Origin of the sequence: Haloarcula japonica DSM 6131, assembly GCF_000336635.1 — an archaeon.
In the GTDB taxonomy this organism is placed as follows: Archaea; Halobacteriota; Halobacteria; order Halobacteriales; family Haloarculaceae; genus Haloarcula; species Haloarcula japonica.
The window spans coordinates 1-23,865 of the sequence record NZ_AOLY01000031.1 but is presented as its reverse complement, the minus strand read 5'-3'; the positions used below and the strand labels follow the sequence as shown (position 1 = coordinate 23,865).

24 protein-coding genes are annotated in these 23,865 nt (G+C 64.0%); 14 read left to right on the top strand and 10 right to left on the bottom strand.

All coding sequences use genetic code 11. From position 1 onward, the window contains the following. Both C444_RS08975 and C444_RS08970 read left to right on the top strand, forming a co-directional pair. On the top strand, positions 1 to 1,239 hold the full coding sequence (locus tag C444_RS08975; protein ID WP_004592412.1) for a P-loop NTPase: 1,239 nt from the start codon (positions 1 to 3) through the stop codon (positions 1,237 to 1,239). 173 nt (positions 1,240 to 1,412) lie between these two features. Then, the gene (locus C444_RS08970) at positions 1,413 to 2,045 is read left to right on the top strand and encodes a trimeric intracellular cation channel family protein (RefSeq protein ID WP_338036205.1); all 633 of its coding nucleotides are present in this window, start codon (positions 1,413 to 1,415) and stop codon (positions 2,043 to 2,045) included. A 7-nt stretch (positions 2,046 to 2,052) separates the two neighbouring features. Here the strand turns inward: C444_RS08970 and C444_RS08965 are convergent, their stop codons facing one another. Further along, entirely contained in the window at positions 2,053 to 3,090 is a 1,038-nt protein-coding gene (locus tag C444_RS08965; RefSeq protein ID WP_004592410.1) for a YhjD/YihY/BrkB family envelope integrity protein, read from the bottom strand. A 107-nt stretch (positions 3,091 to 3,197) separates the two neighbouring features. Between C444_RS08965 and C444_RS08960 the strand changes: the two genes are divergently transcribed. From C444_RS08960 to C444_RS08935, 6 genes are read left to right on the top strand one after another with little or no spacing between them, the layout of a single operon-like run. After that, entirely contained in the window at positions 3,198 to 4,991 is a 1,794-nt protein-coding gene (locus C444_RS08960; RefSeq protein ID WP_004592409.1) for a vWA domain-containing protein, read from the top strand. Beyond that, the gene (locus tag C444_RS08955) at positions 4,991 to 7,357 is read left to right on the top strand and encodes a VWA domain-containing protein (RefSeq protein WP_004592408.1); all 2,367 of its coding nucleotides are present in this window, start codon (positions 4,991 to 4,993) and stop codon (positions 7,355 to 7,357) included. Before C444_RS08960 ends, C444_RS08955 begins: the two co-directional genes overlap by 1 nt. Continuing rightward, entirely contained in the window at positions 7,354 to 8,013 is a 660-nt protein-coding gene (locus C444_RS08950) for a hypothetical protein (RefSeq protein ID WP_004592407.1), read from the top strand. The genes C444_RS08955 and C444_RS08950 overlap by 4 nt, the downstream gene beginning before the upstream one ends. Then, the gene (locus C444_RS08945) at positions 8,013 to 8,969 is read left to right on the top strand and encodes a DUF7502 family protein (protein WP_004592406.1); all 957 of its coding nucleotides are present in this window, start codon (positions 8,013 to 8,015) and stop codon (positions 8,967 to 8,969) included. The genes C444_RS08950 and C444_RS08945 overlap by 1 nt, the downstream gene beginning before the upstream one ends. Then, positions 8,966 to 9,907 (top strand): AAA family ATPase, encoded by a 942-nt coding sequence (locus C444_RS08940; RefSeq protein ID WP_004592405.1) that lies wholly within the window; start codon positions 8,966 to 8,968, stop codon positions 9,905 to 9,907. The genes C444_RS08945 and C444_RS08940 overlap by 4 nt, the downstream gene beginning before the upstream one ends. Before the next feature lie 58 nt (positions 9,908 to 9,965). Next, entirely contained in the window at positions 9,966 to 10,832 is an 867-nt protein-coding gene (locus C444_RS08935; RefSeq protein ID WP_004592404.1) for a DUF58 domain-containing protein, read from the top strand. Positions 10,833 to 10,856: 24 nt separating this feature from the next. Here the strand turns inward: C444_RS08935 and pyrI are convergent, their stop codons facing one another. From pyrI to C444_RS08915, 4 genes are all read right to left on the bottom strand, one after another. Then, positions 10,857 to 11,324, bottom strand: a complete 468-nt coding sequence (gene pyrI / locus C444_RS08930) for an aspartate carbamoyltransferase regulatory subunit (RefSeq protein WP_004592403.1) — start codon at positions 11,322 to 11,324, stop codon at positions 10,857 to 10,859. Next, positions 11,321 to 12,235 (bottom strand): aspartate carbamoyltransferase, encoded by a 915-nt coding sequence (gene pyrB, locus C444_RS08925; protein ID WP_004592402.1) that lies wholly within the window; start codon positions 12,233 to 12,235, stop codon positions 11,321 to 11,323. The genes pyrI and pyrB overlap by 4 nt, the downstream gene beginning before the upstream one ends. A gap of 156 nt (positions 12,236 to 12,391) precedes the next feature. Then, on the bottom strand, positions 12,392 to 13,549 hold the full coding sequence (locus tag C444_RS08920; protein ID WP_004592401.1) for an FG-GAP repeat domain-containing protein: 1,158 nt from the start codon (positions 13,547 to 13,549) through the stop codon (positions 12,392 to 12,394). 39 nt (positions 13,550 to 13,588) lie between these two features. Then, positions 13,589 to 14,521 (bottom strand): sugar phosphate isomerase/epimerase family protein, encoded by a 933-nt coding sequence (locus C444_RS08915; RefSeq protein WP_004592400.1) that lies wholly within the window; start codon positions 14,519 to 14,521, stop codon positions 13,589 to 13,591. 261 nt (positions 14,522 to 14,782) lie between these two features. Here C444_RS08915 and C444_RS08910 point away from each other — a divergent pair, with 261 nt between their 5' ends. Then, the gene (locus C444_RS08910) at positions 14,783 to 15,409 is read left to right on the top strand and encodes a MinD/ParA family ATP-binding protein (RefSeq protein WP_004592399.1); all 627 of its coding nucleotides are present in this window, start codon (positions 14,783 to 14,785) and stop codon (positions 15,407 to 15,409) included. Positions 15,410 to 15,437: 28 nt separating this feature from the next. Then, positions 15,438 to 16,067, top strand: a complete 630-nt coding sequence (locus tag C444_RS08905) for an RAD55 family ATPase (protein WP_004592398.1) — start codon at positions 15,438 to 15,440, stop codon at positions 16,065 to 16,067. A 2-nt stretch (positions 16,068 to 16,069) separates the two neighbouring features. On the opposite strand, the gene C444_RS08900 is transcribed toward C444_RS08905, so the two are convergent. The 3 genes from C444_RS08900 to C444_RS08890 form a co-directional block, all read right to left on the bottom strand. Then, positions 16,070 to 16,270, bottom strand: a complete 201-nt coding sequence (locus C444_RS08900) for a hypothetical protein (RefSeq protein ID WP_004592397.1) — start codon at positions 16,268 to 16,270, stop codon at positions 16,070 to 16,072. A 146-nt stretch (positions 16,271 to 16,416) separates the two neighbouring features. Further along, positions 16,417 to 17,364, bottom strand: a complete 948-nt coding sequence (locus C444_RS08895; protein ID WP_004592396.1) for an FKBP-type peptidyl-prolyl cis-trans isomerase — start codon at positions 17,362 to 17,364, stop codon at positions 16,417 to 16,419. Between the two features lie 79 nt (positions 17,365 to 17,443). Beyond that, positions 17,444 to 18,472 (bottom strand): threonine ammonia-lyase, encoded by a 1,029-nt coding sequence (locus C444_RS08890; RefSeq protein WP_004592395.1) that lies wholly within the window; start codon positions 18,470 to 18,472, stop codon positions 17,444 to 17,446. Positions 18,473 to 18,552: 80 nt separating this feature from the next. On the opposite strand from C444_RS08890, the gene cyaB reads away from it, so the two are divergent. The 4 genes from cyaB to C444_RS08870 are packed head-to-tail and all read left to right on the top strand — an operon-like array spanning position 18,553 to position 22,165. Then, on the top strand, positions 18,553 to 19,095 hold the full coding sequence (gene cyaB / locus C444_RS08885; protein WP_049909368.1) for a class IV adenylate cyclase: 543 nt from the start codon (positions 18,553 to 18,555) through the stop codon (positions 19,093 to 19,095). A 59-nt stretch (positions 19,096 to 19,154) separates the two neighbouring features. Beyond that, positions 19,155 to 20,357, top strand: coding sequence for a methionine adenosyltransferase (locus C444_RS08880; protein WP_004592391.1), 1,203 nt, complete (start codon positions 19,155 to 19,157; stop codon positions 20,355 to 20,357). A 47-nt stretch (positions 20,358 to 20,404) separates the two neighbouring features. Beyond that, entirely contained in the window at positions 20,405 to 21,592 is a 1,188-nt protein-coding gene (locus C444_RS08875) for a tRNA sulfurtransferase (RefSeq protein ID WP_004592389.1), read from the top strand. 27 nt (positions 21,593 to 21,619) lie between these two features. Then, positions 21,620 to 22,165 (top strand): DUF5804 family protein, encoded by a 546-nt coding sequence (locus C444_RS08870; RefSeq protein WP_004592387.1) that lies wholly within the window; start codon positions 21,620 to 21,622, stop codon positions 22,163 to 22,165. 35 nt (positions 22,166 to 22,200) lie between these two features. Here the strand turns inward: C444_RS08870 and C444_RS08865 are convergent, their stop codons facing one another. Beyond that, entirely contained in the window at positions 22,201 to 23,112 is a 912-nt protein-coding gene (locus C444_RS08865) for a PLP-dependent cysteine synthase family protein (protein ID WP_004592385.1), read from the bottom strand. A 100-nt stretch (positions 23,113 to 23,212) separates the two neighbouring features. Continuing rightward, a complete protein-coding gene (locus tag C444_RS08860; protein ID WP_004592383.1) occupies positions 23,213 to 23,632 on the bottom strand; it encodes a CopG family ribbon-helix-helix protein in 420 nt (139 codons plus the stop codon). Between the last annotated feature and the right edge of the window lie 233 nt (positions 23,633 to 23,865).

Sequence of the window (23,865 nt, the reverse complement as noted above, 5' to 3'; positions counted from 1 at the left end):
ATGACTGACGGAACGCCCACCACACTGACCGACCGCATCGAAGCCGCACTGCGAGACGTGCGCGACCCGAACGCCGACCTCTCCGTGTTCGACGCGGGCTTCGTCGAGAACATCGACGCGGCCGACGGCGAGGTGACAATCGAGGCCGACCTGACCGCACTGGACGGCCAGACGAGCACGCAGGTCGTTCAGGCAATGCTCCACGCGGTCGACGACGTAGACGGCGTCGAGAGTGTCCACGTCGAGCGGACGACACCGACGAGCGAGGGCCAGGCCGGTGTCGAGTCCTTCGACCACGTTATCGCCGTCGCCAGCGCGAAAGGCGGCGTCGGCAAGTCCACGGTCGCCACGCATCTGGCCTGTGCGCTGGCCGCCGACAACGACGTGGCACTGTTCGACGCCGACATCCACGGACCCAACGTGCCCGAACTGCTGGAGGTGAGCGGGCCGGTCCACTCCAGCGAAGAGGGCGACCCGCTCCCGGTTCGGGCGGGTTCGATGGATGTGATGAGCGTCGGCCTGATGGAGAGCGGCGCGCCGCTGGCCTGGCGCGGCGCGATGGCCCACGATGCGCTCGATGACTTGTTCGAGAACACCGCCTGGCGCAACGATGAGATACTGGTGCTCGACCTGCCACCAGGGACCGGCGACGTGGTGCTGACGACGCTGCAGGAAGTCCCCGTCGACGGCGTCGTCGTCGTCACGACGCCGTTTCACGCGAGCGTCAGCGACACCAGCCGGACGGTCGAGCTGTTTCGGGACAACGACGTGCCGGTTCTCGGAACCGTCGTCAACATGGCCGAATACGTCTGTGACTGCTGTGGCGAGCCGAACGACCTGTTCACCGGCGATGCGCTTTCCGACCTCGATGCAGAAGTGCTGGCCGAACTGCCGTTCTCACACGACCTGCAGGGGACGCCAGCACCCGACAGCGTGCCCGACGCTGTCAGCGAACTGGGCAGCGCCGTCGAGTCCGCCCTCGCCACCGCCGGCGAGGTGTCGGTCGACCCCACGGTCGATATCCGTGACTTGCCCCCACAGGAACGCAAGGACCGGGTTCGCGAACGGTTCACCGCGTTGGACAGCGGCGAGCCGTTCGTCCTCGTCAGCGACCGCGACCCGACGCCGGTCGGGCAGTTCTTGGGCCGGCTCGCGGAGGCCCCACGGGAGGCCTTCGACCCGTTTGAGGTCCGCCGGGAAACACCAGAGGCCTGGATCTTGGAGACGGTCAAGCCGTAGGGTATGGTCGCCGGCAGCAAGGATTGACAATCAATAACAGGCCGCCGGAGCAGGACTAAAGGCATAATTATCCCCACCCGTAGTAGTACGGTAATGACCGCTATACTCGTGGCGGCGGCCCGGCTCGCGCGTGGTCGCTCACGTGGCAGGTCCCGACAGGCTGGAGGGGCAGTGTGACAGACGCGTTTGCGGTGATGAACGCTATCGGGCTGGTCGGGTTCGCGTTCGTCGGCGCGGCGAAAGCCATCGAGGAGCGCTACGACGTGTTCGGCGTCACGGTCGTCGGCGTGATGACGGCGCTGGGCGGCGGGACGACGCGGGACCTGCTGTTGAACAGAGTTCCGAACTCCCTGCAGTCCCCCGGCGAAGTCGCCCTGTCGCTCTTCGGTGTCACCGCCGCCGTTCTGCTGGTGCATTTCCTCGACGACGGCCACCAGCACCCCGTCGTCCTGACCGCCGATGCCATCGGGCTGGCGGCCTTCTCGACCACCGGAGCGCTGCTGGGCCACCAGGCCGGCCTCCCGGTGTTCGCCGTCGTCGCGCTGGCGACGGTCAACGCGGCCGGCGGCGGCGCGATATCGGACCTGCTGTTGGGCCGAACGCCCTTTATCCTCCGCGAGGACTTCTACGCGTCCTGTGCCGTCATCGGTGGCCTCGCCTTCTGGGCGCTGGCACAGATTGGCGTGACGGTCAGCATGGCATCAGCCGGGTGTGCACTCGCGGTGCTGTTGGCCCGAGGGCTGGGCATCGGCCGCGGATGGTCGCTCCCGACGATTCAGGCGTGGGAACGCCGCGACGCACAGTAGACCGGCGCTACTTCTCGTTCGGCCACCACCTGAGCGTGAGCGCGACCGACTGGTCCAGACCGAACACGTCCGACGACCGGTCGACAGTCGCGGTTTCCGGGCAGTCGATTTCGGTTTGCTCGTCCCCGACTTCGACGGTGATTGTACCCTGTCCCTGCTGGAAGTGGTCCGCGAGTGTATCAAGTTCGGCCAGCAGCGCCTCCCGGGACATTGTCGTCATCCGAACGGTGTTCTGCTGGCCATGTTCGCCGACGACAGGGTCGATATCGACATCCTCGGAGCGGTTCGAGAGGACCGCATTGATCGCCGCCCCGAGCAGTATCACCAAGCCGATGATGTACAGCCAGCTCAGCAGGACGAGGATGCTGGCGATGATGTTCCCGCCCGTCGAGCCGGATTTGAACGCCGTGAAGAGGACCTGTGCAATCGTGAGGCCACCGGCAGCGAAGGCGACACCCGGGACGACCTCAAGCGGTGAGACATCCGTGTCTGGAAATACGTAGTACATCGGATAGAAGACGACGAACAGGCCGGCGGCCCGGACAAGCCCACCAACGGCTGCCCACAGCAAGCCGCTGCCGGGCGCAGGGAGGACGCTGCCGAGCGCGCTGGCGCTAAGTATTGCCACGGCGACGGTCACGAGCAGTAACAGCCCGTCGCCGAGCTGGTCGATGAACGTATTGGACGCGCCCGTTTCGTAGATATCCGAGAAGGCTGTGTCCAGCCCCCGGAAGATTCGCAGCGAGCCCCAGAGGAGAAAGCCCACGCCCAACGCCGACACGGACGCATCGGCCTCGGTCAGCCCCTGCTGGATGATGCCGCTGGCCTGTACCGTCAGGACGGCCTCCATGATACCGACGATTGAGGCCCGTAGCGTGACGTTCTCCGTCCGCTGGACGAACGTCAGTACCAGCAATAACAGCGGGAGAATCGACAGGAACGCGTGGTAGGCTATCGAGCCAGCCATAAACGTGAGCCGTTCCGCCCTGATTTCGTGAACGAGAGCCCGCAGAACCTCCTCCGTGCGGGCACGACTGAAACGCATACAGAGCGTTCGACGCCGGGACGCAAATAGACGACGCCGTCTGGTGCCCGTGCAGTGGTGTCACCAAAGTCACAAGATAAATGCCTCCTCCGCCTGATACACCAACAATGGTCCTCTCGGACGTTTTGCTTGCCCCCCTGGGACTGGCTGCCCTCCTTCTTTCGGTGCCGATTGTGGTGCTGTACCTCATTCGACCGGACCCACAGGAACTCACGCTGCCGACGTTCCAGTTTCTCGTCGCCGGAGAGCGCCAGCAGTCAGCGACGCCGTTTCTCGAACGGATTTCACGCAGCCTCCTCCTGCTGTTGCAGGTGCTGGTCGTGCTAGTGCTCGCGGTCGGACTGGCGACACCGTACGTTACCGTCTCCGAGCGGGCGACGGTCGAGGAGACGGTCATCGTCGTCGACACGAGCGCGTCCATGCAGACAGACGCCGACGGACAGACGCGCTTCCAGCGGGCCGTCGCGGCCGCCCGGGAGGAGGTGACGGGAACGACGTCTATCGTCACCACGACCAACGGTGGCGATGTGGTGCTCCAGCGCGGGACGCCGACAGCAGCGCAGGGGACGATAGACGGACTTACTCCGACGGACGCGCCGGGGGAACTCAGCGGTGCTATCTCGCAGGCGGCTTCGCTGGCCGGCGAAAACGCCAGAATCGTCGTTCTGAGCGACTTCGCTGGTGAGGAGTGGACCACCGCGGTCACGACGGCGCGCGGGCGCGGTCTCTCGGTCGATCTCCAGCAGTTCGACGGTGGCGGCGACGCGAACGTCGGGTTCATCGACCGGCGGTTCTCCAGTTCGGCGGTGACCCTGTCGGTGAAAAACTACGGCGACTCGACCGTCACCCGGACCGTTCAGCTCGGCAACACCCAGCGAGAACTACAGCTCGGACCCGATGACGTTGGCTCGGTGACGCTACCGGTCCCGGCCGGCGGGAGTGAAGCCCGGCTTAGTCCGGGTGACAGTTTCGCGACGGACAACAGCGTCCACGTCGCCGCACCGGCGGACACGGCTGTCGACGTACTGGTGCTGACAAACGACCGGAACCAATACCTGACCACCGCGCTGTCGGTCGTCGACCGGGTGAACGTGACGGTCAGGCAGCCGCCGACGACGATTCAGGGCGACTACGACGTCATCCTGTACAGCAACGTCGACCCGAACTCACTGCTGCCCGGCAACGTCGAAAGCGGGCGCGAGCTGGTCGAAGACGGTGGCGGCGTCGCGGTGCTGGCACAGGACAACCTTCCACAGCGGTATCGGGACCTCCTCCTCATCGAACCCGGCGAGACCAAGGGAGGTGCAACGGTGGGCCAGACGGCACAGACACAGCTCACACGTGGCATTGACTTCCAGCCTCCGGACGAGTACGTTTCGGGCTCACTGCGTTCCGGGTCGGCACAGGTGCAACTGGGCGACGGAACGCCGCTCATCGCGACCGAGGACCGAGATGGTGGCCGCATCATGTACTACGGCTACATCGAGGACCGGTCCAGCTTCAAGTTCAACTACCAGTACCCCGTGTTCTGGAAACGGGCAGTGTACTACCTCGCGGACAGGGAACCGCTCCCGGCGCTGAACCACGAAACCGGTGAGACCGTCCGGTTCGGTAACACCACCGTTGAGGGGCCGGCCGGCCGTGTCTCCGGGAACTCGGTCTGGCTCCAGCGGGCCGGCCTCTACCGGAGCGAAAGCCGGCAGGTGAGTGCGTCACTGCTGGACGAGAGCGAGTCAAACACCAACGTCGAGGCACTCGACCAGCGCGCCGGAACGGCCGGGAACCTCACCCGGACCGAACAGCGGTCGGTGCCACAGCCGTTGACCGAGTACTTCGCGCTGGGCGGACTAGTGCTCGCGCTAGTCGAGGTCGGCTATCTGCGCCGGCGAGGTGATCTCTGATGGCAGTTTCATACACCCTCGCGGAGGGACTCACCGTCGGCGTCGAGCACCTCTGGCCGCTGCTTGCCCTGCCGGTCGCCGTCGGCCTCCTCGCGTATCTCATCCGGCGTGGCGACGGCGGGCCACGGTCGGCCTCGAACCGGAGCCGCCGGCTCCTCCTTGCCACCCGCGTGCTCATCGTCTGCCTGCTCGTCCTCGGGGCGATGGGACCGTACACCGTCCAGACCCGCGAGACACCGGGCGAACCGGGCGTGACACTGCTGACAGATGAATCCGCGAGCATGGGCATCTACCCGAACACGACCGACGAACTGGTACAGGACATCGAAGGTGAGGGGGTCCCAGTGACGCGAGCGACGATCGGCAGCGGGTCGAACTCGCGGCTCGGCGACGGCGTGGCGGCGAATCTTCAAGAGAACGGGACGGTCGTCGTCGTTTCCGACGGGCGCGTCACGGAGGGTCGAAGCCTGGCGACGGCCGCCGAAGACGCCGCCGGGCTCAACGCGACCGTCCACAGCGTCGCCCCACAGTCCCCACGGACCGAGCGCGCCGTGGCGATAGCGGGACCGTCGACGGTGAGCCGCGGCGTCCAGTCCCAATACACCGTCTCGATGGAGGGCGTGAGTGTCATCGAAGCGGTGCCAGTCGAGGTGACCATCGACGGCGAGACGGTCACTGAGGGCGAACTCCGGTCGGACGGGACGCTCACCGTCGACCACACGTTCGAGGAAATCGGGTCACACCGCGTGACTGCGACGCTGTCCGGCGACGACGAATACGCGCGAAACGACGTGTTCTACAAGAGCGTTCGCGTCGTCGAACAGCCCGACGTGCTGTACGTCTCACAGGGCGAGTACCCGCTGCGAAACTATCTCGACTCGCTGTACAACGTCTCGACGGCCTCATCGGTTCCGGCGGACCTCGACGACTACGCCGCCGTCGTCATGCAAGACACACCGTCGGGCAATATCGGGAACGCCACCGCCCTGCAGGACTTCGTCATCAACGGTGGCGGGCTGGTCGTCGCGGGCGGCGACAACGCCTACGAGAACGGTGGGTACGAAACCTCATCGGTGGCCTCGATGCTCCCGGTCCGGGTGGGGAATGCGACCGGCGGCGAGTCGAACATCGTCATCCTCGTCGACGTGTCCGGTAGCGCCGAGAGTGGCCTCTCGATACAGAAAGCCGTCGCGCTTGACGTGCTTGACCAGCTCGGCGACGAGAATCAGGTGGGTGTCGTCGCATTCAACCACGACGCATATCGCGTCTCGGAGATGCAAGCGCTCGGCCAGAACCGCGAGGAGACTGCCGACAAGATACGCCGGCTCAACAGCGGCGGCGCGACGGACATCGCCGTCGGCCTCCAGGGGGCCGACGAACTGCTGGGCGACCGCGAAGGGACGATCATCCTCCTCAGTGACGGACAGGACCGGCTCGGGCCGCCGGCGGCCGTCGCCAACCAACTGGGCCGTGAGGGGACCCGCGTCGTCTCGGTCGGCGTCGGCAAGCGCGTCGGCGTCCCGACGATGCGCCAGATCGCAAGCGAGTCCGGTGGCTCGTATTTCGCGGCCGACGAGACCGAGCGGCTGCGGCTCCTCTTTGGCGGCTCATCACGGCGCTACCAGGGGGAAAATCTCACAATCGTCACCGAAGACACCTTCATCACCTCCGGTGTGGAGCTGACGGCCAACCCCGGCCAGGCAAACAACGTTCAGGTCAAGCCCGGAGCCGACTACCAGGTCGCCACTGCCGACGGGAAGCCGGCCATCACCTCCTGGCGGTTCGGGCTGGGCCGCGTGGTCTCGATCACCGCCTACGATTCGGATAACACGATGGGCGGCCTGCTCGACCGGCCGGACTCGCTGGTCGTCACGAAGTCGGTCAACTACGCGGTAGGCGATCCCATGCGCACGCAGACCGGCGTCACAGCGGTCGGTGACGCCCGTGTGGGGCGTCCGACAACGCTGACCTACCAGGGTGATAGCCGCCCGGAGGCGGCGAACATCTCCTTCCGCCAGATCGGCGACGGCCGGTATCGCGGCGAGTTCACGCCTCGGGAGGCAGGGTATCAGACCGCACTCGACACCGAGTACGCGGCGAACTATCCCGCCGAGTACGCGTCCTTCGGCCCGAGTGACAGCCTCGATGCACTCGTCGAAACGACGGGCGGGCAGACCTTCAGCCCGAACCAGGGCGAACAGATAGCCAGAGAGGCGCGCCAGAAGTCCACCCGAGTCCGGACCGTTCGGGACACCTGGGACTGGCTCGCCCTGCTCGGCGCGCTCCTGCTGTTCACCGGCGAGGTGGTCGCCCGGCGTGTTCAAGTGTACCGCGGTCGCACCTCCCTGGAGAGTGGTCTCCCGTGAGCGCAATCGGCCGCCGAATCAACCTCGGACTCGTGGTGTTCATCGTCCTCTCGATGGTCGGCACCGGCGGAACGACGGTACTGTACCAGGACTCCGCGAGCGAACTGCGCTCGCAGAACCAGGATCTCAGGCAGGAAAACGCCGAACTTCGGGGGAATCTGGACGACACCAGAAATGAGCTGGAATCCACCCAGACCCGTGTCGATGAACTCGAAGAGCGACTGGAGACGCGGTCGGAGGACGTCGATCAGGTCGCAACCAACCTGAACCAGACGGAGGAGCAATTGAACGCCACGGAGAGCCAACTGTCAGAGACCCGGCAGTCGCTCCGCAAGAGCGAGAACCGCGTCGAAGAGCTAGAGGGGGCAGTCGACGACCTTCGGGACGAACGCGACAATCTCCAAGATGAGGTTGATGACCTCGAGTCGACAATCGGCGACCTGGAGAGCGAAAACGAGGAGTTGGAGGACGAGCGCAACGAGCTAGAGGACCAAGTGTCGGACCTGCAGGACGAAATCGACAGTCTGGAATCACGGATCTCCTCTCTCGAAAGCGACATCACCGAACTCGAAGAGCAGAACGAGGCGCTGAGAGACGATATCGAGACCATCTGTAACAGGATGGAGACACCAGACCCGACCTGCGAGGACTACTGATGGACAATCCCGACACAGATACCGGAGAGAACGGCGACGAAGAGCCGCCTGAAAACGGACGGGCACAGGCACGTGAACGCATGGCAGACGCCATCGCCGAGGTCAGACGCGAGGGCAAGAAGGCCGCGTTCGTCTACGCCATCGTCGACGCGGTGTTGATCTTTCTCCTGGTAAACATCTTCCTGACTGTCCTCTCGCCGACTGAACTCCCGACACAGCTGTCAGTTCCGACGGCTGTGACGGACCCGGTCGGGGCGGCTGTCGGCCGCTCGATACCTGCGCTATCGTTCCCCACGGGCGCAGTCGTCGGCATTGTCGCCGGCGTGCTCTGGTTCGTCGGCGAGTACCTATACCGGGTCCGCCAGCCGCTCGTCGAGCAGTTCGAGGCGGCGAACGAGAACATCACCGATGCGCTCCGGACGGCACGGGACGCGGTCGAGGACGGGGCCGAAACGCGGATGGCGGCCAGGCTCTACGAAGACGTGCTTTCGGGCCTGAAACAGAGTTCGAGCGTCGCCCTTGTCGATAGCCGGCGACTGCTCGGCACGCTTATCGTCGTTATCCTGCTGAGTCTGGCGACAGTGCAGATAGCCGTCGTGGACATTGGTCTGCTCGACCGCGACCCGGTCGAGACGGAATCGCCGAACGACCGGCCCAGCGAGTACGAGGGCCTCGAAGACGGCGACGCGATACTCGGCGACAGCGAGGACGTGCAGGCGGGCGACGAGAACCTTACCGCCCAGATCGATTCGACGGGCGGCGACGAGGAAATCGACCGGGACCAGTCGTTCCCATCGTCGCCGGACGCCGGGGAACCGGGGAGCGGCGGCGGCACGGTCGACAGCCAGCAGGCCGGGTTCGCCGGCCAGGAAGACGTCGAGGACGCGGACCTCATCCGCGAGTACAATCTCAGGATTCGAGACCAAGACACAGACGACGAGGACACCGACCCATGAGCCCAGAGCAAGACATCGACGAACTACAGCAGAAGATCGCGAACGCACGTGAACAGATCGCCACGCGAATCGTCGGCCAGGAAGAGGTACTGGAGCAACTACTCATCTGTATCCTGGCTGACGGCAATGCCCTGCTCGAATCGAACCCCGGACTGGGGAAGACGACGATGGTCCGGACCGTCGCGGAGGTGACCGACCTCCAGTTCTCCCGGATTCAGAACACTCCGGACCTGATGCCCTCCGATATCACGGGGACCGAGATCATCCGCGAGACTGACAGCGGGCGTGAGTTTGTCTTCGAGAAGGGGCCGGTGTTCGCCAACGTCGTGCTGGCCGACGAGATCAACCGGGCGACGCCGAAGACACAGGCCGCGCTGCTGGAAGCGATGCAGGAGAAACAGGTGACCGCCGCGGGCGAGACCTACGAACTGCCGCGTCCATTCTTCATTCTGGCCACCCAGAACCCCATCGACCAGTCGGGGACCTACGCACTCCCGGAGGCCCAGACCGACCGCTTCATGCTGAAGCTGCTGGTCGACTACCCCGACTACGACGAGGAGCGGACAATCGTCGATATGTACACCGCCGGCGCGGAGCAAGTCCCCGTCGAGCGCTCGCTGAGCCGCACGGAGATTCAGGCGATCCAGCAGCTGGTCCGCGAGATGCCTATCGCCGACGACCTACGGGACCGGGCGGTCCAGCTCGTTCGCCGGACCCGCGAGGCCGACGACATCGAATTCGGGGCCAGCCCGCGAGCGAGCATGGCGCTCGTCCAGACAGCGAAGGCGCGGGCGTTCCTCCACGGCCGTTCGCACGTCACCGGCGAGGATATCGAGGCGCTGGCCGCGCCCGTGCTCCGCCACCGGATTATCGTTGACTTCCGGGCCGAGCGGGAGGGACGGACGGCGGACGACCTCATCGCGGCCCTGCTGGAATGAGACACCCAGTGACCTCAGCTCAGTCGGCGGCGGGCCAGCGAGGGTGGGAGGGACAGCCGTGACTATCGAGCCGGACTTTCTGGACGAACTCGGCCGGTTCACCGCGGCGCTGAACCGCCAGACGACCTCGATTCGGCAGGGTGATCAGCAGTCCCCGCGGGTCGGCGAGGGGCTCACGTTCAGCGACTACCGGCGGTACTCGCCGGGGGACGACACGCGCCGTATCGACTGGAAGCTGTTCGCCCGCACCGAGGAATACTTCATCAAGCAGTACGAGGAAGAGCGGAGCCTGACCGTCCACCTGCTCGTCGACACGAGCGCATCGATGGACTACGGCGACGCATCGAGTCACAAGTTCGAGTACGCCGCCAAGCTCGGGCTCGGCTTCGCCTACCTCACTGCAGAGGAGAACAACGACTTCCAGTTCTGTACGTTCCGTGACCGAGTGGACCGGATCGATACAGGTCAGTCGAACCGGGGGGAACTCCTCTCACTCATCGACCAGTTGAACGAGATAACGCCCGACGGGACGGCAGATTTCGAATCCGCGCTGGAGGCGTACGCCAAACGGATCCGCTCGCGCTCGCTCGTCGTGGTGTTCAGCGACTGCCTGACCGACCCGGAGGCACTCGAATCGGGTATCGCCGCGCTCGCACGCAACGATGCCGACGTGTTACTTGTCCGCGTGGTCGCCCCAGCAGAACGGGATCCCGGCGTCGTCGGCGACGTGCTGTTTGCCGACTCCGAAAGCGACGAGAAACGCCGGTCGTATTTCAGCGGCTCGCTAGCCGAAACGTACCAGTCACGGCTCGATGCCCACATCGACTCGGTGTCAAACCGCGTTACGGCACTGGGTGCGGACCATGTGTTGGTCGATACTGGCGAAGACTACTTCGACTCGTTTGCGAGCATCTGGCTGCAGTAGCCAGATCGGGGCAGACCCGGCCCTCTACTCTGCGAGAATGTGTGCCGGCAGGTCGTCGCGGATGATCGTATCGCAGTACTCACAGCGGACGCCGTCGTCGCCGACAGCAAAGCGTGAGTCGACTGGTTCGTTCTCGGTTGTGATGCAGTTGTGGTTCGGACATTCGAGGACGCCCTCGACGACCGACGGTCGCTCGACACGGCCTTTTTCGACGACATCGTAGTCGCGAATGATGTTGATCGTCGCCGCGGGGGCGATGAGCGAGAGCACGTCGACCTCGTCTTGGGAGAGCTCGCGGCCCTCGACCTTGACGACATCTTTGTGCCCCAGACGGTCAGAGGGCATATTCATCGCGACGGAGACGGAGTCGCCGCTGGTGCCGTCGATGCCGAGAATTGCCAGGACGTTTAACGCCTGTCCACCCGCGATGTGGTCGATGACGGTGCCGTTCTGGATCTTCGAGACGCGGAGTTGCTGGTCCTTGTCGCTCATTGGTCGCCTCCGAGCATCAGGTCGAGCAGCGCCATCCGTACCGGGACGCCGTTGTGGGCCTGCTGGAAGTACTGTGCGTGGGTGGTCTCGTCGACGTCGTGGGCGATTTCGTCGACGCGCGGGAGCGGATGCATCACAGTCAGGTCGTCTTTGGCCGCCGCCAGCGTGTCGGCGTCGATCTGGTACTGGCCGGCGACTTCGCGGTACTCACTCTCATCGGGGAACCGCTCGGCCTGGATACGGGTGACGTAGAGCACGTCCAGTTCCGGGAGTATCTCGTCGAGTTCGGTGTGCTCTCGGATGCCCGCGCCGGCCTCGTGGAGGTCGTAGCGGACCGAGCGCGGAAGCTGGAGCGACTCCGGGCTAATGAAGTGCTGGCTGGCGTCGACGGTCGTGAGTGCGTGGGCCAGCGAGTGGACAGTTCGCCCGTACTTCAGGTCGCCCATGATGCCGATAGTCAAGTCGTCGAAGCCCGCGTTCTCACGGATCGTGTAGAGGTCGAGCAGCGTCTGTGTGGGGTGCTGACCGGCTCCGTCGCCGGCGTTGACGAGCGGCACGTCGACGAACTCGCTCGCCATTTTCGCGGAGCCCTCCATCGGGTGCCGGAGCACGAGCGCGTCGGTGTACCCCTCAACGACGCGGACAGTGTCAGCCAGTGACTCGCCTTTTTTCACGCTGGAGGACTCGACAGAGCCCATATCGACGATGTCGCCGCCGAGGCGTTTCATCGCCGTTGTGAAGCTCATCTTTGTCCGGGTGCTCGGCTCAAAAAAGAGGAGCCCAAGCAGCGTGTCGCTGTGCCGGTCCGCGAACGCTCCCGGGTCAGCCGCGATGTCGGCCGCGTGGTCGAGCACCGTCTCGATGTCGCCCCGCGAGAGTTGTTTCGCGCTGATGATGTGGTCGTGCCGCATTTCACTCGGTACCGCGCTCCGGACGGTCTTGAATCCCCCGACACGGGAATTGAACGGTCGCTTACATCAGCAAGTTCGGCTCCGGGAGCAGCGGCAGCGGGTTCGAAAACGGGTCAGAAAGACATAGCGGCCGAAATAGCAGTACGGGACGACTAGTCAGGGATTGCTCTGCCAGACATCGACGCGTGGCTCGGTGTATGCTTTGCCGACGATGTCGGGGATACCATCGCCGTCGAGGTCGACGACCTTCGCTTCATGGGTGGGGATGCCGGCACTCAGTTCCTTCTGCTCGAAGTGCCCCGCCCCGTCGTTGTGGAACACGAACTGTCGCGGTTCGTGTCCGTCTTCTAGCCCCATTTCCGCGACGAAAATATCGGGGTTGCCGTCGCCGTCGAAGTCCGCTACGTCGAGGCTGTGCGGGTTCGAGAGGTCGTCGTGCAGCAGCGTCAGATCCCACCCGGGCGGGTCGAACACACCCAGCCTGGCCGGGCGGTCGTCGAGATACGGTTCGTCGCCCTCGACAAGGATAATCTCAAGCTCCCCATCGCCGTCGATGTCCTCGATGGCGACACGGGTACACTGCCAGTCGTCGGCGATAGGCTCTCTATCCCAGCCGTCGGTCGTCCGATGGAAGACGTTGGGGCCGGCGACGATTTCGACCTCGCCGTCCCCGTCGACATCCTCGACAGCGACACCCTCGACATCGAGGTCCTCAGCGACGACATGGCGGTTCGCAACCGGCCATGGTTCCCGCGTCGGGTCCTCGGGAATATCGTAGTAGAACACCGTCTTGGACTCCTGAGACAGTCCGACGACCTCGTTCTGGCCATCGCCGTCCACGTCCGCCACGGCGGTGTCGTGATACTTCTCGAAGTCGTCGGTGATGAGCCGCCGCGTCCACTGCTCTCGCGGGTCGTCCGGGATCTCGAACCACCACAGTTTGTGCTGGTGGATGTTCTGGCCAGCAACCATGTCCGGCCGACCGTTCCCCGTTATATCGCCGAGCGAGCCGCCGACGGAGAGTTCCGGTGCGCTGGCAACGTCGTGTCGCTCCCAGCCGGGGTTTTCGTACCAGAACACGTTCGTCTGGAGCCAGCGGGCCAGCGGCCCCATACCGAACACGGACAGCAAGTCGACTGACTTGTCGACGAGTGGGAACTGGACCTCGTGCTCGTCGCCGAGCGCTCCAACGATAACATCTGGCCGACCGTTCCCCGTGAGGTCGGTCGTGAGACAGAAGCTCATCGTGCTCGCCGGCGGCGAGGCTTCGATGCGCTCGTGATGGAGGTTCATGTCCCAGCCGTTCGGGTGCATCGGTATTGTTATAGCCGGGCTAACACCGACTGACAGCGGTCACGAACTCGTGGCGGGCAGCCGTGTGGAACTGTGCGACGGCTTGCTCTCGTCGAGGAGATGCTCTAGCGTTTCCCTCCCGTGATCGATCTTCGCCGTCGGGTCGCTGTCGAGTTCGTTTTCGTAGATCACCCAGTCAACGCCAGCGTCGCTGGCGGCGTCCAGAACTGCCTCCATATCCACAACGCCCTCCCCGTGTGGGACGTTCGTGTAGCCCCGGAACGGCCCGATTGGAGCGACATCCCGGAGGTGTACCATCTCGATACGCTCACCGCCGAGTGAGAAGAGCGCGGTCGGGTCGCAGCCGGCCTCGCGGATCTCAGCGACCTCCGGTTCGAACGTGAGCGCCGCCGGCGGGGTTCGAGCAAGGAGGTTCCACATGGGCGTCTCGCTCGGTATCGTCGTCTGGTCGGTTACCCGAAGGTTAGTCAGCACCTGGTGTGTGTACTCCCCGACGGCTGCGGGTATCGGCGTTTCGTCGATGAGTTTGCCCACCGCGTCCGGAAGGAAGGGTCGGAACGTCCGTCGTCCCGTATGATACCCGAGCTGCATATCACACGCTTCGAGGCCGGCTGCTACGTCGCGAAGCCGGTAGGAGAGCGAGCGGATGTCGCTTTGAGTTCGAAACTCGGACGCCGACAAATGCGGGATAACGAGTGTATCACACCCTACGGTTCGACACCGGACCAGCAGGTCTGACTCTCCGTCCAGCGCAGCCTCAATCTCCGGGAGGTCTGCGTGGACGGCGACCGGTTCGAGATCAACGTCATCAAGCGCTGCTGCGATATCTTTGGGCGGTTCCTCGTGGAACCGGTGAGCGAATTCGACCCCGTCGTAGCCTGCAGCGCCGATACGGCGGACGATTTCGGGGAGCGGTTCGGACAGGGTGCGGATACTGTATAACTGAAGGGCTGTGTTCGGTCCACTACCCATACTCACAGTCGCGGTGTCACCAATATTGTTACACACACGCTATCAGGCCTTATTGAGAACGGGCTCGAACGGTTCGGCTGTTGGAACCGTCGCCGTTGAAAACACAGGCCTGCTGCGGACATAGGGAGTACAGCGTATAATCACCGTATAAGAGTAGGGAACGGGCAACCGATGTAAGCCAGTCCTTTCGGCCCAGTTCGGTTGTCAATGTTCTCGACTCCAGTACAAGGTTTCAATACCGATAGCCGGTCCATCCACAGTATGCTCGCAATCGCTGGCGGCAAGGGTGGCTGTGGCAAAACGACCATCGCCCTCGGCGTCGGTCAGGCACTGGGGACGCCGACCAAACCGTCGCTGGTCGTAGACACCGACCGTGATATGCCGAACCTCCACCGTCGTGCTGGGGTCGATCCGACACCCGGAATCGCAGATATCACGGCCTCGACTGAGCCAACGGCAGTTGCCCAGCGCGCGACGGCCGTCGAAAACGTCGACGTACTCCCCTGTCAGACTGCACCCGAGGGCGTCGTCGACAACGCTATTGGCAGCTTGCCCCGGCGTGATCGCCCCGTGGTACTCGACTGTCCGGCCGGAGCGGGCCCGGACGCTGCCCGGCCCCTGCGGGCGGCTGACAGGACGGTGCTCGTGAGCGAACCAACCCGTCAGAGCCTCACCGACGCAGCCAAGACTGCGGCGATGGCTCGTTCACTCGGCGCCCCACCCGCCATCGCGGTACTGGTCGGCAGTGACGGGTCCGTAGACCCATCGCCACTGCTGTCCTGCCCAGAGACCGTTCACGTTCCGTCGGTGTCGAAGCCGCTGGAATCGGACCGGGCGGCGGCAAAATACGTCGAGATAGCGAACGTTCTCGCCAAGCGGAATACTTAATCTCGTGGCTAAATAATTCTTCAGTGGTATGGCCAACCGGTTGCGAACGGGCATCGATGTCCTCGACAGAAAGCTCGATGGCGGTATCCCTGCGGGGAGTATCGTCGTGCTCTCTGCCCAGCCGGCTAGCCAGGCGGAGCTGTTCCTCTACGAACTCACCGCCACGCGCGGGACACTGTGGCTGTCACTCGACCGGACTGCCGAATCTGTCATCGCAAGCATCGAACAGACGCCGGCCAACACCGGCGACCCGACGGTGCGGCATATCTCCGGCGAGGCACCCCTGGACAACGCCGGTAAGCTCGTCTCGGCGCTGCCGGAGACCTCGAACCTCATCGTCGACCCCCTCGACGTGCTGGAAGCCCAGGAGCCACACTCACGCTTTCGCGCGTTCATGAACGACCTGCAGAACCACATCGTCAACACCGGGAGCCTCGCTATCGTCCACTGTCTGGACGGCCGTGAGGTGCCACCGCTTCGGGACACGACCGAGCACTTCGCGGACGTGGTGTTCCAGCTCAACACCACGACGGCCGGTGACGAGGTGGAAAACCGCCTCGCGATTCCGAAGTTCCGCGGCGGGCGCGCCCCCACTGACATCATCAAACTCAATCTCGTCGAAGAGGTCAGCATCGACACCAGCCGCGACATCGCCTGATTCTATTCGCCGCCGGGCTGTGGCTCTCTGTCCGTCGACCCGAACTCCGTTCCGATGAGTATCAACAAGAATAGTCCGAGGCCGACGCCGATGCCCGCTGCCAGTCCGGTTCCGGTGCTTCCAGTCAGCACGACTGTGCCGATGCCGAACGCGATTCCCGGCGGAAGCGCGAGCAGTGACGGGTACACCAGCGACACTCGCATGGGTAGTGATGACGTGTCGTGCGTATAATGGTTCTCCCGTACTGTCCGTCAGGAAGTAGCGGCCGCTATCGCGTGGAACCGCGGTATCGCGGACCTAATCGCTGTCGCTCAGCACTCCAGAACCGCTGGGCGTGTTCGCGGTGCAGTTACTCTTCAGCGCCTTCGATCTCTTCGACGATCTCTTCGGCGTCAACGTCGGCGTCTTCCAGCGCGTCCTCGATGTCAGCGCCGCCGGCACCGCCCATGCCGCCCATCATGCCGGGCATGCCCATGCCGCCGCCACCGATCTCCTCCTGTACGATGATGCGGTCGATGTCGAGCAGCTGGGTCAGCTGCTGGGCGATCTGCTGTTTGCCCATCATCCACTGCTGGTTCATCGTCAGCTGCGGCGTCGCCTCGATGTAGAGCGTCTCCTTCTCGACTTCGACGGTTTCGTACTCGGGCTCGGACTCTTCGTCCTCGTCTTCGTCGTCCTCGCTCTCGACGAGCTGTTCTTCCTCGACGGTGTCAGTCTCGAACCACACGTCGAGCTCCATGTCGAGCATCATCTGGATGATGCCCTGGGCCTTCTCCTCGCGGTCCGTGACCTCTTCGAGGATTTCGTAGTCGTACTCGACGTCTTCGCCGGCCAGTGGGTGGTTGAAGTCCACTCGCGCGCGCCCGCCGATGATGGTCTCGATGTGGCCGTGCTCGCCTTCGATGTCGACGTGCGCACCGGGGTAGCGGTCGTCCTCGGGAATCTTGTCCTTCGAGACCGTCCGGACCTCTTCCTCGTCGTACTCGCCGAAGGCATCGGCGGCCGCAACGGTCACGTTGCCCTCGTCGCCGACCTCCTTCCCGTAGATGTCCTGCTCGACATCCGGGAAGATGTGGTTCTCACCCAGTACGATGGTGCGCGGGCCGAACTCCTGCTGTTCGGTGTCGATACCGTCGTCCTCGGCGACTTCCTCGTCAGTCGTATCGACAAGCTGGCCGCCGTCAACGGTGCGGGCAGTGTAGGCGAGCTTGACGACATCGCCCTTCTGGAGTCCCTCCGCCTGTTCTTCTTCGTCTGCGGTCTCCTCGTCTACGTCAGTCTCAGACTCGTTGCTCATACCCTGTTCGTCAGTCGTGGCACTCTTAAGGACAACGTTTCCCGGTCAGCAGCGGCCAAGCAACTTCGGAAGGAGACAGTCAGTACTCGCTTTCAGCCAACAATCGGTCGAACTTCTCGCGGTCGATGTTCCGCCCTGAGATGGGGAGAACGACCGTCTCACCCCGTAGTTCGTCACCAGCCTGAAGCGCTGCAGCGACAGCCGTCGCACAGGCACCCTCCATGACGATGCGGTCTGTTTCGAACAGGCGAGCGACAGCGTCGGTGATGGCGTCTTCGGACACGAGCCGGAAATCGGCGAGCCCCGCCTGCAGGATTTCGGTCGGGAGCGCGAACGGAACCCGGGTTGCGACGCCTTCGGCGATGGTGTCGACGCTGTCGAGAGCCTCCAGCGTCTCCTCCTGCCAGGCGCGGTACACCGCGGGCGCGCCCGCGGCCTGCACGCCGACGACAGCGGCGTCAGTCATCGCCCCGAGCGTGATGCAGTACCCGGCCGCGGCGGTGCCGCCGCCGACAGGACAGAACACGCGGTCAACGTCTGGTCGTTCATCGAGGATTTCGAGGCCTGCTGTGCCGACGCCGGCAAGCAACTTCGGTTCGTTGCCCGAGTGGATGTAGCGCGCCGCACGCTGGGCCGCCAAGTCCTCGATGTGCTCGCGGGCCTCGTCGTAGTCCTCGCCGTACTGGATGACTTCTGCACCGAGTTGCTCCAGCGCGTCGACCTTTCCGGCGTTGGCCTCTTCCGGGACGCCGATAGTGACGGGCACGTCGAACTCGCGGCCGGCCCAGGCGATAGACTGGCCGTGGTTGCCCGTGCTCGCAGCGAGCAGGCCGGCGTCGCGGAACTCCTCGTCAAGCGACGAGACGAGGTTCACGCCGCCGCGGACTTTGAACGCGCCGGTCGGGAGGGTATCCTCTCGCTTGAGCAGAACATCCGCGTCGAGGGCTTCGGAGAGGGCTTCGCTGCGGACCAGGGGCGTCTCCGGGAGGTGCTGTCGGATGCGTTGCCGGGCGCGCGCGACCGTTGCAACTGTCGGCGGCGTCAGGTCATGGTACGGAAAGAGGGTCGTCTCATCCGGGGAATCGATCGGTTCGTAGCGACCGGCCATACTACTACCCGAGAGAGCGGACACAGTAAATGGCGCGGTCGACGGGAGCGTTTTTCAGCGGCCCGGCCCAGCGCCACAGTATGTACGAAGTCGAGGTGAAAGTGCCAGCGGACATCGAGGTTGTCGCGGAGCGACTCGACGAACTCGGGGCCGAACAAGTCGACACGGTGATCCAGACGGACACGTATTACGATGCGCCCCACCGGAATTTCGCCGAGACAGACGAAGCATTCCGGGTCCGGCGCGAGACCAGGAAGGGTGAGACGAACGCGAAAGTGACATACAAAGGACCGCTGCTCGAAGCAGAGTCCAAGAGCAGAGAGGAGTTCGAAACCGGCGTCGAGAACGGTGATGACATCGACGCTATCGTCCAGCACCTCGGCTTCGAGCCGGCGGCGACCGTTCGGAAGAACCGCCGGATCTACGAGGTCCGGGAGTACGATGTCACGCTCGACGCTGTCGACGATGTCGGCGAGTTCGTCGAAGTCGAACAGGAAACCGACGGCGACATCGAACCGGTTCGAGAGGGGGCATACGAGGTACTTCGGGACATCGGTCTGGACCCGAACGATCAACAGCAGACCTCCTATCTCGGCATGCTACTTAGCGATGCGAACGAGTAATCATTCAGCCGCTATCTGTTCCCGTAAGTTATAGAACCCGGCCAGACGAAGTCGAGGCAATGACCGAGCGGAACATCCACGTCCAACCTGCGAGCGGGCTCGCCGTCGAAGATCAGGATATCGAAGTCGTAGAGCGCAAGGGTATCGGCCATCCGGACTCTATCTGTGACGGTATCGCGGAGACAGTGTCGCGTGCGCTGGCACAGACGTACATCGACCGATTCGGCACAGTCTTGCACTACAACACCGATGAGACACAACTCGTCGCCGGCACTGCCGCCCCCGCATACGGCGGCGGCGAAGTGCTTGAGCCGATCTACATTCTGGTCGTCGGTCGGGCGACGAAGAAGTTCGACGGCGAGCGTATCCCGGCCGAAAGCATCGCCCTCCGGGCCGCTCGCGACTACCTCGACGAGCAGTTCCCGCACCTCGACCTCGGGTCCGACGTCATCGTCGACGTGCAGTTCGGCGAAGGGTCAGGCGACCTCCAGACCGTGTTTGGCGAAGAAGCGACAGTCCCGATGGCAAACGACACGAGCTACGGCGTCGGTCACGCCCCGCTGACGGAGACCGAACAGATCGTCCGCAACACCGAGCAGAAACTGACCGGCGAGTACGCCGAGTCAAACCCGGTCGTCGGTCAGGACGTGAAAGTGATGGGCAAACGCGAGGGTGACCACATCGACGTGACCGTGGCCGTTGCGATGGTCGACGAACACGTTCCGGACCTCGAGGCGTACAAATCCGCCGTCTCAGACGTGGAAGCGTTCGTCACCGACCTCGCCGAGGAGTACACCGACCGGGACGTAACGGTCCACGTCAACACGGCCGACGACTACGACGCCGAGTCGATCTACCTCACGACCACCGGCACCAGCGCCGAGCAAGGCGACGACGGCTCCGTCGGCCGCGGGAACCGCGCGAACGGCCTCATCACGCCCAACCGGCCGATGAGCATGGAGGCGACATCCGGGAAGAACCCCGTCAACCACATCGGGAAGATATACAACCTCCTCTCGACGGAGATCGCCCAGTCCGTCGCGAGCGAGGTCGACGGTATCCGGCAGGTCCAGATGCGCCTGCTCTCCCAGATCGGCTCGCCGATCGACGAGCCCCACGTCGCCGACGCGACGGTTATCACCGAAGACGGTGTCGCAGTCGGTGACGTCGAAGCGGACATCCAGGCCACAATCGACGACGAACTGGCCGACGTGACCGACATCACGCGGCAGGTCATTGAGGGCAATCTCTCGACGTTCTGAGACAGCGAGGCGACACCCCTTTACTCACCGATAGTCAACTCGCGGGTATGAATCCGCCAGACGCCGACAGCGTGCTCGTTCGCCACGGAGAACTCGGCGTCAAGAGCGATCAGGTCCGCCGGAAGATGGAGGGACAACTGGCGGACAACCTCCGAGCAATGCTCGAAGCGCGCGACTTGTCAGGAGACCTCGAACAGCGACGGAACCGGCTGTTCATCCATACTGACCAACCGGAGGGCGTGACCGCGGCCGCGGCCGACACGTTCGGCGTCACCTCTGCCTCGGCGGTCACGACCGTTAACCCGACGCTATCCGCAATCGGAGATGCACTGGCTGCAACCGCACGAGAGCAGTACGACGGCGGTACCTTCGCCGTCAACGCCCGCCGGGCAGGACCAGCAGAGGCACACCCCTTTTCGAGTACGGATATCGAGTCCGACGGTGGCACCGCCGTCTGGGAGGCAATCGAAGAACTGGGCGACAAGCCCGCTGTCGACCTCGACAACCCCGATTTCGAACTGTTCGTCGAGTGTCGCGCCGACGAGGCGTACGTCTTCTGTGAGAAACGCGCGGGGCCCGGCGGCCTCCCGCTCGGGACCCAGCGGCCCGTTGTCGCCCTCGTCAGCGGCGGTATCGACTCGCCCGTCGCCGCCTGGAAACTGATGAAGCGCGGCGCGCCCGTGATCCCGGTCTACGTCGACCTCGGTGACTACGGCGGCCCCGATCACCGGGCACGAGCCGTTTCGACAGTCAAAACACTCGCCTCATACGCACCCGGACACGACCTGTCCATCAGCGTCGTTGACGCCGGTGACGTCGTCACCGACCTCTCTCAAAACCTCGGATCGCTCCGAATGCTCGTTCTCCGCCGGTTCATGCTCGCAGTCGCCGAGGCTATCGCACACGAATACGACGCTGTCGGCATCGTCACCGGCGAGGCTATCGGACAGAAATCCAGCCAGACGAGCGCGAACATCGCCGTCACGGACGCCGCGACGACGCTCCCGGTGCACCGCCCGAACCTCACCGTTGACAAATCCGAGATAACCAATCACGCGCGGACCATCGGGACCTTCGAGGACTCGACGATAGACACGGGCTGTAACCGCGTCGCGCCGTCGCACCCGGAGACGAACGCCTCGCTCGAAGCGGTTCGAGCGGCCGAACCCGACGACCTGTTCGAACGCGCCAAAGCCTGTGCACAGGGCCGTGCTGTCATCCCCATCGAAAGCTAAATTTCCGGGGCGGGCGAGGGTTGAGCCATGACGCAGGTCTGTCTCGTCGGGAGCGAGGGCGTGAACCTCCGGTACGAACTCCTCTCGCGCGAGACCGCGCGGAACGCGCTCGCCACCTACGACCTGCAGGAACCGTTCGCGAACACCGTCACCGTCGACACGGTAAGTCTCGGGGCGGCGGTTGCGTTGCTCAACGACCTAAACTGGTATCTCGTCCGCTTCGCCGACGCCGCGTTCGTCCGCGATCCCTCGATCAGCGAGACGGAGTGGCTCTCGCGGAACCTCGCTGCAGCGATCCGGGACGACGACGTTGCGCCCGAGGAGACCGGTCGCTTTCTCAAAGTGTACGGTATCGTCGAGTCGGACGTCGACAGTGACTCTAATGACGAAGCCTCGTCGGAAAGAGAGTCAGAATCAACGTCCGACACACAGGCGGTGGAAACCGAGCGCCCGCCCGAACTCGTTGAGCCGATGCTCCTGACGCGGACCGGGGAGACGATTCCCGAATACGACCTGCGGGACGTGGACGACACGCTCGTCGTCAGAGTGACCGAATCGGAGTTCGGGGCCTGATTCGGGTCACATCGCTCACGTAGAACAGACCGCTCTCAGTCGAACATCCCGGTCGACATGTACCGCTCCCCGCTGTCCCAGTAGACGGTGACCACAAGCGGGTCGTCGACGCCATCCGCGACGAGTTGTTCAGCGACCTCTCTTGCCGCGAGGTTCGACGCACCCGAGGATTGGCCGACGAGGATGCCCTCCTCGTGAGCGAGCCGCTGGCACTCGTCTTCCGCGTCCGGGAGTTCAACTGTTACCACGTCGTCCAGCAGGTCGGTGTCCAAGTTGTCGCTGATGAAACCCGGCCCCATCCCCTGGAAGCTGTCCTCGCCGGTACCCGGTTCCATCCCCGAGAGGACGGCGTTGTCCGCCGGTTCGACCGCGACGATATCCATCTCGGGGAACGCCTCGCGCAGTCGACGGCCGGTGCCGGTGATCGTGCCGCCGGTTCCGACGCCCGCCACCAGCGCGTCGACCGCCCGGTCGCCCACTTGCTCGATAATCTCCTCACCCGTCGTCTCGTAGTGGGCCTTCGGGTTCGCCGGGTTCTCGAACTGCCGGAGCTGGACGTAGTCGTCGCGCTCGCACAGTTCGTCCGCGCGCTCTTTCGCGTCGGAGATGTCGCCATCGACTAACTCTATCTCCGCACCGTAGGCCTTCATTATCTGGCGGCGCTCGGGCGACTTCGAGGACGGCATCACCAGCACCACGTCGTACCCCTTTGTCGCCCCGACCATCGCCATCCCGATGCCGGTGTTGCCACTCGTCGGTTCGACGAGCGTATCACCCGGTTCGAGTGTCCCGTTCTGCTCGGCGTCGTCGATCATGTACTTCGCCGGCCGGTCCTTCGCGGACCCGCCAGGGTTGAACGACTCGATCTTCGCTGCAACGGTCGCCCCCTCCGGTGCGCGAACCGAGACCAGTGGGGACCCGATTGTATCGAGAATAGAGTCTTTCATCGCCGCCGCCTACGCGGCCCCGACTTAAACGCCTACTGAAGGTCTCAAACGGTTCGCGGAGTCCCGACACGCGGCAAGGCTTTCCAGTGTCGCCGATGCCTTACGAGAACATGTTGATATCGTCGACCGGCAACACCGAGTAATCGACCGAGAGCGTGTCCTTCGTGGCACGGACTTTGCCGACGAACGCGGAGATGTCCTCCAGCTGACCCTCCAGCACGAACAGTTCCATGCAGTACCGATCACCGACGTGGCTATGGAAGTTCGACGCGACGATAGACTCGTGGTCGTGACGGAGATGCATCATCTTCTCCTCGACCGTGGTCGTCTCGTAATCGAACAACACGGTGACGATCGCCATCAGTTCGCGATCCTCCAGTCGCTTGTCCTCGAACTCCCCCATCAGATTCCGAACCGCTTCCCGAACGACCTCGCTGCGACCCGTATACCCGTGTTCATCCGCAAACGTGTCGATTCGCTCCTCCAACTCGTCCGGCATCGAGATACTTACAACGCCCATGTATTAACTCGACGCTGTTGGAGTATTAATAGTTCATATCCATCCGCACCGGATGGTGCTGCCGCTGTCCCCCTGCATACTCACTCGTCACGCTGACGCTGTATAAATAGAGAAAGCCCACTCGGGAGAGATATCTCTCCTGAGTGGGCTGTGAAAGGTATGAATGGTGGCGGCGAACCGGATTTCCCAGAGGCTCGCGCACTCCAGTACTCCCCGGAACGCTGGTGGGCTTA

Bases quoted from the DNA above. Each gene is read 5' to 3' on its own strand.
- C444_RS08865 (WP_004592385.1), bottom strand. From the start codon at position 23,112: ATGAAAGACTCTATTCTCGATACAATCGGGTCCCCACTGGTCTCGGTT.
- C444_RS08880 (WP_004592391.1), top strand. From the start codon at position 19,155: ATGACCGAGCGGAACATCCACGTCCAACCTGCGAGCGGGCTCGCCGTC.
- C444_RS08905 (WP_004592398.1), top strand. From the start codon at position 15,438: ATGGCCAACCGGTTGCGAACGGGCATCGATGTCCTCGACAGAAAGCTC.
- C444_RS08920 (WP_004592401.1), bottom strand. From the start codon at position 13,549: ATGCACCCGAACGGCTGGGACATGAACCTCCATCACGAGCGCATCGAA.
- C444_RS08875 (WP_004592389.1), top strand. From the start codon at position 20,405: ATGAATCCGCCAGACGCCGACAGCGTGCTCGTTCGCCACGGAGAACTC.
- C444_RS08965 (WP_004592410.1), bottom strand. From the start codon at position 3,090: ATGCGTTTCAGTCGTGCCCGCACGGAGGAGGTTCTGCGGGCTCTCGTT.
- pyrB (WP_004592402.1), bottom strand. From the start codon at position 12,235: ATGCGGCACGACCACATCATCAGCGCGAAACAACTCTCGCGGGGCGAC.
- C444_RS08945 (WP_004592406.1), top strand. From the start codon at position 8,013: ATGGACAATCCCGACACAGATACCGGAGAGAACGGCGACGAAGAGCCG.
- C444_RS08955 (WP_004592408.1), top strand. From the start codon at position 4,991: ATGGCAGTTTCATACACCCTCGCGGAGGGACTCACCGTCGGCGTCGAG.
- C444_RS08975 (WP_004592412.1), top strand. From the start codon at position 1: ATGACTGACGGAACGCCCACCACACTGACCGACCGCATCGAAGCCGCA.
- C444_RS08895 (WP_004592396.1), bottom strand. From the start codon at position 17,364: ATGAGCAACGAGTCTGAGACTGACGTAGACGAGGAGACCGCAGACGAA.
- C444_RS08900 (WP_004592397.1), bottom strand. From the start codon at position 16,270: ATGCGAGTGTCGCTGGTGTACCCGTCACTGCTCGCGCTTCCGCCGGGA.
- C444_RS08890 (WP_004592395.1), bottom strand. From the start codon at position 18,472: ATGGCCGGTCGCTACGAACCGATCGATTCCCCGGATGAGACGACCCTC.
- C444_RS08910 (WP_004592399.1), top strand. From the start codon at position 14,783: ATGCTCGCAATCGCTGGCGGCAAGGGTGGCTGTGGCAAAACGACCATC.
- C444_RS08960 (WP_004592409.1), top strand. From the start codon at position 3,198: ATGGTCCTCTCGGACGTTTTGCTTGCCCCCCTGGGACTGGCTGCCCTC.
- C444_RS08915 (WP_004592400.1), bottom strand. From the start codon at position 14,521: ATGGGTAGTGGACCGAACACAGCCCTTCAGTTATACAGTATCCGCACC.
- C444_RS08860 (WP_004592383.1), bottom strand. From the start codon at position 23,632: ATGGGCGTTGTAAGTATCTCGATGCCGGACGAGTTGGAGGAGCGAATC.
- pyrI (WP_004592403.1), bottom strand. From the start codon at position 11,324: ATGAGCGACAAGGACCAGCAACTCCGCGTCTCGAAGATCCAGAACGGC.
- C444_RS08940 (WP_004592405.1), top strand. From the start codon at position 8,966: ATGAGCCCAGAGCAAGACATCGACGAACTACAGCAGAAGATCGCGAAC.
- C444_RS08870 (WP_004592387.1), top strand. From the start codon at position 21,620: ATGACGCAGGTCTGTCTCGTCGGGAGCGAGGGCGTGAACCTCCGGTAC.
- cyaB (WP_049909368.1), top strand. From the start codon at position 18,553: ATGTACGAAGTCGAGGTGAAAGTGCCAGCGGACATCGAGGTTGTCGCG.